Raw genomic sequence first — 7,034 nt, 5'->3', positions numbered from 1 at the left:
CAAAACACTGTTTTGAGGTTGTGGATAGAACTGACGAAGTCAGTAACCATATCTACGGCAAGGTGAAGCTGATGTGGTTTGAAGAGATTGTCGAAGAGTATTAAGGAGTATAGAATAGTATTTTAACTCCATCCTCTAAAGTGCTCCCAATAAAAGATACTTGAACACTATATTCAGCATATAAGCTTTATGCCCTAAGTCAAAACAATCATTCTTTTCTAATTTATCGTAAATAAATCTAAAATCACAGAATACTGTCAGATGACTTAAACAATGATTCTTTGGAAAAAGCGAATCGAAACTTGATTTATCAATTTTTATTCCACTATCTTTTTGTCACACATATTTATAAAGTACTGGTGCAAGCGCACATCATCAGTCAATTCTGGATGAAAAGAGGTCACCATCATATTTTTTTCTTGGGCAGCAACAATTTGATCGTCAACTCTTGCTAGAATTTCTACATCTTCGCCAACACTGCTGATAATTGGACCACGGATAAAGGTCATTGGAATCTGACCGACTCCCTTACATTCTGCTTCCGTGTAGAAACTTCCTAATTGGCGCCCATAGGCATTGCGCTCGACCACCATATCCATAGTTCCTAGATGACTCTCTTCCTGAGAAGTAATTTCCTTAGCCAGCAAAATTAAACCCGCACAGGTCCCAAATACTGGTAAGCCAGATAAAATGGCTTCTCGGATGGGAATAAGCATCTCCTGGTCTCGTAAGAGCTTGCCCATGGTTGTAGACTCTCCTCCAGGTAAAATCAAACCCGACAAGTCACTCTGTTCTTGCTGAAAATCATCTAGATTTCTGATTTCAACACTCTCGACTCCTAATTGATCTAGTACTTTTGCATGTTCTGCAAAAGCACCTTGCAAGGCCAATATTCCGATTTTCATCTATTTTCCTCGCTCAGCCATGAGGATTTGGATCTCATTTTCATTGATACCAACCATGGCTTCTCCTAAATCTTCAGAGATTTTAGCTAAGACTTGAGGATTACGGAAGTTAGTCACAGCCTTAACAATGGCACTGGCTCGTTTAACAGGATCTCCTGACTTGAAAATACCTGAACCGACAAAGACGCCTTCTGCACCTAATTGCATCATAAGCGCAGCATCTGCTGGCGTTGCAACACCTCCAGCCGCGAAGTTTACAACAGGCAATTTTCCATGTTCATGGACGTATTGAACCAATTCTACAGGGACTTGCAAATCCTTGGCAGCAACATAAAGTTCGTCCTCACGTAAGTTTTGAATACGGCGAATTTCCTGATTCATCATGCGCATATGACGAACAGCTTGGACAATATCCCCTGTACCTGGTTCTCCTTTAGTACGAATCATAGAAGCACCTTCAGCGATACGACGCAAGGCTTCTCCCAAATCCTTAGCACCACAAACAAAAGGAACTTGGAATTCTTTCTTGTCCACATGGAAACGGTCGTCAGCTGGAGATAAAACCTCACTCTCATCGATATAGTCAATTTCGATAGCCTCTAAAATCTGAGCCTCAACAAAATGCCCGATTCTGACCTTGGCCATTACTGGAATACTAACCGCTTCTTGAATTTCCTTAATCATCTTTGGATCACTCATACGGGAAACACCACCAGCTGCACGAATATCAGCTGGAATCCGCTCCAAGGCCATCACAGCTGCCGCACCAGCAGCTTCTGCAATACGGGCCTGTTCAGGATTTTGAACGTCCATGATAACCCCACCTTTGAGCATCTGTGCCAAGTTTTTATTTAGTTCATAACGATTTTCAGTCATTTCTTTTTCCTCATCATTTGTATTGGTAGCTACCATTTCATTTTAAGTTAGATTAGAATGAATCACAAGATAAAAAAAACATAATTGTATGGGTACAGAATGATGAAAAAACTATCTGACCTTAGCTTAAGGCCAGATAGCTCATTCATTTTTATTTTTCAGCTGTAAGTGCAGCCATTGTGATGTAGTTGTATGGTTTATTAAAGTGTGGCAAGAAGAATAGGTCTGTCAATGCCAATTTATCAATTGTTACATGCTCTTGGATAGCAAGTGAGAACATGTGGATTCCCATGCTGATTGCAGAATCGCGTGAGACCATTTGCGCACCAAGAATTTCACGGCTATCTTTGTCAAAGACAATCTTGATGGCAACTTCATGGTTGTCATGCTTCATAAATTCTGGTTTTTGAAGATCGTTAAAGCCTGTTTCAGTTGCGTTGTAACCAGCAGCTTTAGCTTTTTCAAGAGTCAAACCAGTTGAAACCATGTGAAGACCGTAGATTGAAATACCATTTGAACCTTGAACACCGATTCCTTCCAATTCATGTCCACAAGCGTTGTAGGCACCAACGATACCAGTACGAACTGCGTTTGAAGCAAGGGCGATGTAGCTTGTGTCTTTACGAGCGTTGTCATAAACAGTCGCACAGTCACCAACGGCAAATACACCAGGAAGTGAAGTTTCTTGTTTCTTGTCTACAAGGAAGGCACCGTTACGGAAGAGTTCAATCTTACCATCAGCAAGGGCTGTATTTGGACGGAAACCAACTGCAAGGATAACCATATCCACATCGAAAGTTTCTTTATCAGTAATCAAGCGTTCAACTTTACCGTCACCTTCGATTGCTTTAACAGTTTGACCAAGCGCCAAGCGGATGTTGTGGTCTTCCAAGTTCTTCGCCATCATTTGTGTGAAGTCTTTGTCATAGTAACCGTTCAAGACAGTATCAACAATATCGACAAGGACAACTTCTTTTCCAAGACGTTCAAAGGCTTCAGCAAGTTCAACACCGATGTAACCACCACCAACAACGGCGATACGGTCAAGGTGCTGGCTCTTGTCAGCAAGTTTATTGATAACTTCTTCAGCATTTTGGTACAATTTCACGAATTGTACGTTTTCAAGAGTTGCTTTAAATTCGCGGTTGCCTTTAACAATTTCAACACCTTCGATTGGTGGCAAGATTGGTGTAGAACCTGTAGCAAAAATCAATTTCTCGTATGATTCTTTGTGCTCTTTTCCTTCAACTTCTGCTGTAACTACTTTGTTATCATAGTCGATTGAAAGAACAGGTGAGTTCATGTAAACCTTAGCACCTTTAGCTTCCAATTTTTCTTTATCAGAATAGAACAAGCCTTCAGCACCGTCAATTTGTTCCCCAATCCAGAGGGCCATTCCACATCCTAGGAAAGAGATGTTAGAGTTTTGGTCAAATACAACGATTTCATTCTCATTTCCAAAATTATCCAACATAGTATTAATACATGCTGTACCAGCGTGGTTAGCACCAACTACAACGATTTTACTCATAAAAAATTCCTACCTTCAATTTTAAATTTACTCTTCTAGTATAACATTTACTGTTAGCGTTTACAAGACTTTAGTTGATTTTCCCGATTTTTTTGTAAAAAAATGTAAATAATCTGTACCTTAACACGGATTCTTGCAATTTTTCTTCATTTCTTGAGCATATTTCTTGACATCTTTACAAATTTTATTTGTGAAAACGCTGACTTTATGGTATGCTAGTATCATGGAAAGAAAATGTAAGGGGTTCATTTTTCATAAATTTACTATATTTCAACCTTCTTTTCATAAGAGAAAGGAGTTGGTAGCTTGCCTCTTAGTTCACATTCTGAACGCCTAATGGGAACCACTATCACTATTTCATTAGTGGATGAGCGAGCAGATATCTTGCTCCAGAAATCCTTTGATTTACTCAGAGAGCTAGAATACCGCTTCAATGCCAATAGCCAAGAATCTGAGTTGATGGAAATAAATCATCAAGCTGGAATAGCCCCCGTCAAGGTTCATCCAGACCTGTTTGAACTGATTTCACTTGGGTTAGAGCATAGCTTAGCGCCCTCTAGCCATCTCAACATCAGCATTGGTCCCTTAATTCAAACCTGGCGTATCGGTTTTTCAGATGCCAAGGTCGCCCAGCCTCAAGAAATTGAATCGGTGCTACCTCTAATCAATCCTCATTATATCGAGTTAGATTCTTCCACTTCCACTGTGTTTTTAAAACAGAAAGGAATGAAGATCGATCTTGGTTGTTTAGCCAAGGGTTATAGTGCGGATAAGGTTGCCCAATTTCTTAGAGATGAGGGAGTGACATCTGCCTTAATCAATCTGGGAGGGAATATCCTAACCATTGGAAAAAATCAGGCAAGAGGGGATCAAGCTTGGCAAATCGGGATTCAAGACCCAGCCAATCCGAGGGGAAATCACTTAATGACAATCCCCGTTGTCAATAAATCTGTCGTGACTTCAGGCATTTATGAACGTCACCTGACAGTCGATGGAAAAGATTACCATCACATTTTTGACAGTCAAACAGGATATCCTGTTGAAACAGAACTCGCTAGTCTGACAATTATCTCTGATAAATCAGTTGATGGCGAAATCTGGACAACTCGACTCTTTGGAGAAAGACCTGCTTCTATCCTTTGGCAAGTCGAAAGTTTGAAGGGCATCGAAGTCATCCTCATCGATAAAGAAGGCCACCTAAGCTGTTCTTCAGGAATTCCAACTCTATAGAAATAGATGTTTCAATGGAGTTTTAAAATCGTATTATGTAAAAAGAGAAAGGAAATCTCATGTTAAAACTTATTGCTATTGTTGGAACAAATTCAAAACGTTCTACAAACCGTCAATTGCTTCAATACATGCAAAAACACTTTGCTGACAAAGCTGAAATTGAACTTGTTGAAATCAAGGATATCCCTGTCTTTAACAAGCCAGCTGACAAGCAAGTACCTGCTGAAATTCTGGAAATTGCTGCTAAAATCGAAGAGGCAGATGGCGTTATTATCGGTACTCCTGAGTATGACCACTCTATCCCAGCTGTTTTGATGAGCGCTCTTGCTTGGTTGTCTTATGGTATTTACCCACTCTTGAACAAACCAATCATGATTACAGGTGCTTCTTACGGTACGCTTGGTTCATCACGCGCCCAATTACAACTTCGCCAAATCTTGAATGCTCCAGAAATCAAAGCAAGTGTCCTTCCTGATGAATTCTTGCTTTCACATTCTCTTCAAGCCTTTAATCCAAGTGGAGATTTAGTAGATCTTGATGTTATTAAAAAACTGGATGCCACTTTTGACGACTTCCGTATCTTTGTAAAAATTACAGAAAAATTGCGTAACGCACAAGCCCTACTTCGCAAAGATGCTGAAGACTTTGACTGGGAAAATTTGTAAGATAGGAGACCAAAAAGAATGAAATTTGTTGGACTTGTAGGATCAAACTACGATCAATCATATAACCGTAAACTCTTGGAATTCATCCGTCGTCACTTCAAACTCAAATTTGAATTAGAAGTTCTCGAAATTGACGAAGTTCCAATGTTCAACCAAGACGAAAAATGGGATGAAAGTTTCCAATTGCGTCTCTTGTATAACAGAATTACTCGTGCTGATGGTGTCATTATTGCTACTCCTGAGCACAACCACACAATCTCAGCTTCTCTAAAATCTGTTCTTGAATGGCTTTCATACGAAGTTCATCCATTTGAAAACAAACCAGTCATGATTGTGGGAGCTTCTTACTACGACCAAGGTACTTCTCGTGCCCAAGTTCACCTTCGTAAGATTCTTGACGCTCCAGGTGTTAATGCCTACACTCTTCCAGGAAATGAATTTCTTCTTGGTAAAGCCAAAGAAGCGTTTGACGCAGAGGGCAATATCACAAATGAAGGAACTATTAATTTCCTTGAAACATGCTTGGACAACTTTGTAAAATATGTGGGAGTCGTTTCAAAATTGAAAAAACCAAAACCAATTGCACCAGAAGATTTATATTGTACAAATTCAATTGCAACTACCATTCAAGGTGTTGACCCTGATGATCCTGAATGGGTAGAAAAAGCAGCTGAACTTGTTGGAGCTGTTTCTGGAGATACTTATGTTAAATTAGACCATGGTATCTTGACAGTTAACCAAATTGACATGTTCTTGAAAGCAATGCCATTTGAATTGACATTTGCAGATGATAATAACCAATTCTTGTACTTTAATAACGCCCACCAAGATCCAAATACAATGTTTGGTAAACGTGTATGTGCTCAATCAGGAAACCGTTTAGGAACTGTGCACGGTTCATTGCCAGATTCTAGAATGAAAAACGTTGAATGGGTTGTCGGCGTATTGCGTAACGGGGATCAAGAATATGTCCGTACAATTGTGCCAGGAACACCAGAAGGCGTTATTAATACCCATAATTACCAAGCAATGTACTATCCAGATGGTTCATATGCTGGAATCAATGAAATCATCTTTAATTTCCAACCATGGCTTGACTGGTACCTCAATACAACTGGTCAACGTCTAGTTGGTGGAAATGCTGCAGCTCCTGCTGGAGGACATGGCGGAGCAGATGCTACATCTGGAGCTTCTGATTCAGGTGATGCTGGAGGTCACGGTGGTGGCGCAGACGCTACATCTGGCGCAAGTAACTAATAATAAGTTTTAGGAACCATTTTGGTTCCTTTTTTGGCTCTTTGTCAACTGTACTTGGTGGGATGTCAATCCTACTTTATGGAGTTATCGCCAGCAACGGTTTGAAAGTCTTGATCAAAGAACGTGTTTATTTCGCTCAAATGCGTAACCTAATCATCGCAAGTGCTATGTTGGTCCTTGGACTTGGAGGAGCTATCCTTAAACTCGGTCCAGTTACACTTTCAGGTACTGCTTTATCAGCCATGACAGGAATCATCTTGAACTTAATCTTGCCATACGAAAATAAAGATTAAGAGACTTGACACAGAAAGAGAATGAACAAAAACGAGCTTCTCTTTACTAACCCCAAAAAGTTGCACAAATAATTATTGAAAGGATTTAGTTCTGTACTGCACAAGACTAAGTCCTTTTATATAAAATGAAGCAAAACAGTACATAATGTGATATCGTCAATTGAAACAAGAACAAGATATAGTATATTGAATCTAGAATAGTACGTTATGGCTGTTAAAATATTTCTAGAAATTAATTTGACTTTCCTAACCGATTTGTTCACATCTTGTTTCAATC

7 protein-coding genes are annotated in these 7,034 nt (G+C 39.7%); 4 read left to right on the top strand and 3 right to left on the bottom strand.

Annotated features, from left to right (window positions below):
• Window positions 1-317 precede the first annotated feature (317 nt).
• From pdxT to nox, 3 genes are all read right to left on the bottom strand, one after another.
• Window positions 318-905: a pyridoxal 5'-phosphate synthase glutaminase subunit PdxT gene (gene pdxT, locus ADH54_RS09260; RefSeq protein WP_049524878.1), complete on the bottom strand. Its 588-nt coding sequence runs from the start codon at window positions 903-905 to the stop codon at window positions 318-320.
• Window positions 906-1,781 (bottom strand): pyridoxal 5'-phosphate synthase lyase subunit PdxS, encoded by an 876-nt coding sequence (gene pdxS, locus ADH54_RS09255; protein WP_000138519.1) that lies wholly within the window; start codon window positions 1,779-1,781, stop codon window positions 906-908.
• A gap of 151 nt (window positions 1,782-1,932) precedes the next feature.
• Window positions 1,933-3,312, bottom strand: a complete 1,380-nt coding sequence (gene nox / locus ADH54_RS09250; RefSeq protein ID WP_033677012.1) for a H2O-forming NADH oxidase — start codon at window positions 3,310-3,312, stop codon at window positions 1,933-1,935.
• A 306-nt stretch (window positions 3,313-3,618) separates the two neighbouring features.
• Here nox and ADH54_RS09245 point away from each other — a divergent pair, with 306 nt between their 5' ends.
• From ADH54_RS09245 to ADH54_RS09230, 4 genes are read left to right on the top strand one after another with little or no spacing between them, the layout of a single operon-like run.
• A complete protein-coding gene (locus ADH54_RS09245) occupies window positions 3,619-4,542 on the top strand; it encodes an FAD:protein FMN transferase (protein ID WP_049524877.1) in 924 nt (307 codons plus the stop codon).
• A gap of 59 nt (window positions 4,543-4,601) precedes the next feature.
• Window positions 4,602-5,207 carry an NADPH-dependent FMN reductase gene (locus ADH54_RS09240; RefSeq protein WP_000915939.1) on the top strand — a complete coding sequence of 202 codons (606 nt, stop codon included), beginning with the start codon at window positions 4,602-4,604 and terminating at the stop codon, window positions 5,205-5,207.
• An 18-nt stretch (window positions 5,208-5,225) separates the two neighbouring features.
• A complete protein-coding gene (locus ADH54_RS09235) occupies window positions 5,226-6,464 on the top strand; it encodes an NAD(P)H-dependent oxidoreductase (RefSeq protein ID WP_000673650.1) in 1,239 nt (412 codons plus the stop codon).
• Complete coding sequence (locus tag ADH54_RS09230; protein WP_255261789.1) at window positions 6,464-6,757, top strand: solute carrier family 23 protein; 294 nt, start codon at window positions 6,464-6,466, stop codon at window positions 6,755-6,757. Before ADH54_RS09235 ends, ADH54_RS09230 begins: the two co-directional genes overlap by 1 nt.
• Window positions 6,758-7,034: the final 277 nt, after the last annotated feature.

This window comes from Streptococcus pseudopneumoniae (assembly GCF_001072315.1).
Classification (GTDB): domain Bacteria; phylum Bacillota; class Bacilli; order Lactobacillales; family Streptococcaceae; genus Streptococcus; species Streptococcus pseudopneumoniae_R.
Note: the sequence above shows the minus strand (reverse complement) of the source record. Positions and strands in the feature narration are given on the sequence as shown.

Coding starts and splice junctions, on each gene's coding strand:
- pdxT (WP_049524878.1), bottom strand. CDS start 905: ATGAAAATCGGAATATTGGCCTTGCAAGGTGCTTTTGCAGAACATGCA.
- pdxS (WP_000138519.1), bottom strand. CDS start 1,781: ATGACTGAAAATCGTTATGAACTAAATAAAAACTTGGCACAGATGCTC.
- nox (WP_033677012.1), bottom strand. CDS start 3,312: ATGAGTAAAATCGTTGTAGTTGGTGCTAACCACGCTGGTACAGCATGT.
- ADH54_RS09240 (WP_000915939.1), top strand. CDS start 4,602: ATGTTAAAACTTATTGCTATTGTTGGAACAAATTCAAAACGTTCTACA.
- ADH54_RS09235 (WP_000673650.1), top strand. CDS start 5,226: ATGAAATTTGTTGGACTTGTAGGATCAAACTACGATCAATCATATAAC.